This is a genomic window from Stenotrophomonas pictorum JCM 9942 (genome assembly GCF_001310775.1).
GTDB lineage: Bacteria > Pseudomonadota > Gammaproteobacteria > Xanthomonadales > Xanthomonadaceae > Stenotrophomonas > Stenotrophomonas pictorum.
Window position 1 is genome coordinate 1 of the sequence record NZ_BAZI01000406.1, and the last position, 2,255, is coordinate 2,255.

1 protein-coding gene is annotated in these 2,255 nt (G+C 68.4%); it reads right to left on the reverse strand.

Going from position 1 to position 2,255, the window contains the following annotated elements; translation table 11 throughout:
• Positions 1-230 precede the first annotated feature (230 nt).
• On the reverse strand, positions 231-2,150 hold the full coding sequence (locus JCM9942_RS14340) for a M61 family metallopeptidase (protein ID WP_054660511.1): 1,920 nt from the start codon (positions 2,148-2,150) through the stop codon (positions 231-233).
• Between the last annotated feature and the right edge of the window lie 105 nt (positions 2,151-2,255).

Genomic DNA, 2,255 nt, shown 5'->3' on the forward strand with positions numbered 1-2,255 from the left:
GTGCCGGTCCCCGGGCCGCGCTGGCCGTGGCTGCTGGCCTTCGTGCTGGTCGCCAGCCTGTTGTGGTGGCTGGAGCGTCGTCGGTCCATTGAAACGCCTTCGCCGTAGCCCGGGTAAGCGCAGCGCACCCGGGAGCCTTTCGCGTAGAGCCCCGGGTGCGCTGCGCTTACCCGGGCTACAAGGTCTTCCCATCCACCCTCTGCCGGGCATTGCCCGGCACTACGCGGAGATCATTTCTTCGCGCTGAGGATCGGCGTCAGGTGATCGGGACGGCCTTCGATCCGCTGCAGCACCGGATAGCGCAGGCCGCCGTGGTAGTCGATCTCGAAGGTGCGGTACACGTCCATCTGCTTGACCAGCAGGCGGATCGGCGCGGTGTCGTCCTTGGCCGCGCGCACCGCGCCTTCCAGTTCCTCGGCGCTGTACTGCAGGTCGTTGACCGCAAGCAGCTGCATGCCGCTGCCGATACCGGCGTTGAACGCCGGGCTGTCCCAGCGCACTTCGGTCACCGTCCCGGCCGGGCTCACATTCAGGCCCAGCGAATAGATCAGGTTGACGCCGCGGCCCTTCATCATCGCCTTGAAGTAGGCGCTGGGCGTGTCCTGGTAGACCAGCTTCCAGCCGGCCGCCTCGAGACCATCGGTCAGGCCACGACGGCCGTCCACGCGCTCGGTCAGGAACCGCGCCCAGTCACCGGTGGGCTGCACCTGTTCCAGCGTCGCGGCCACGTCCTCGAAGGTGTAGGTGTCCGGCCGCTGCCACTGGCCGTCGTTCTTACCGAAGAACGCGCGGGCGAAATCGTCCAGGCTGCGCTTGCCGCCGCTGAGCGTGCGGATGCGCACATCGGCTTCCAGCCACAGCATCTGCCCGCCCTGGTAGTAGTCCTCGCTCATCTGGTAGCCGCGGTAGGGCTTGGGCTTGCGCCGCGCGATCACCGGATCGTTGGTGGTATCGCCCAGCGAGCGCCACGCCATGCCGGGACGGTTGTCGGCGTAGGTGGCCGCCACCATCGCCAGCGCATCGCGCGAGGCCTGCAGCGGGCGGATGCCCGAGCGCGCGGTCAGCACGTTGCCCCAGTACTGGGTCTGGCCCTCGTACACCCACAGCAGGCTGCCCTGCATCGGCACGTTGTAGTTCAGCGTGGCCAGATCGGCCGGACGCCGGTACTTGCCGTCCCACGAGTGGGTGTACTCGTGGCCGAGCAGGTCGCTGCTGCCGAGCTTGGCGTCCCAGCCGCTGAAGTAGTCTCGGTCCTCGCTGTTCTCGCTGGAGCGCTGGTGCTCCAGGCCGATGCCGCCGAGCTGGCTGGTCACCGCGAACAGGAAATCGTAGTGGTCGTAGTGCTCGGCGCCGAACAGCTTGCGCGCCTGGGTCACCAGCGCGCGGTGCTGGTCGATGTGCTCGGGCTTGGCCTCCAGATCCTTGGCGCGGTCGGCGAACACGTTCAGCCGCACCGGGCGGGTGCCGGCCGGGGCCAGATCGAAGGTCTTGTGGTAGCGGCCGGCGAACACCGGCGAATCCATCAGGATTTCCAGATTGACCGGCGCGTAATGCACCGTGTCGCCGTCACGGCGCGCCACCTCCAGCGCGGACGCCGCCTGCCAGCCCTGCGGATAGCGCGCACTGGCTTCATAGGTGATCGCGTGCGCGGCATGCCCGGCCGGGTACAGCAGCATCGCGTTCCACTGCAGGTTGAGCATGTTCGGGGTCATCACCGTGCGGCCCTGCGCCGGATCGGTGGGACTCAGGAACTGGTAGTCCATGTGCAGTTCGGTGACGCCCTCGGGCACCTGCACGTTGAAGGTGAACACATCCAGCGGATCACGCACCCAGTCCAGGCGCTGGCCGTTGCCGGTGATCACCAGCCCGGCCAGCTTCTCGATCGCGCCGCTGGCGGCGTGGTTGCCGGGCAGCCAGGCAGGGTAGTGGAAGCGCTGCAGGCCGGCCCGCACCGGCACCTGCTGGCGGATCTTGAACACGCGCTGGCCCAGCGCGGTGGCATCCACTTCCAGCCGGATCGTGCCCGGGTAGGCCGCCTCGCTGATCCGCACCCCGCGTGCATCCGTGTCCGGCACCCGCGGCGCGGCCGAGGCAAGTCCCGTGGCCGTCACCAACGCCACACTCAACGCCGCCAGTTGCAGTACACGCATCACGCAGTTCTCGATCAGGAAGGACCTTCCATCCTGTCGTGATGGCCGCGTGCGCGCATGAGCCGAACGGCATGGGCGCGGCGGCGCTGGTGCCAGCGGTCGCGG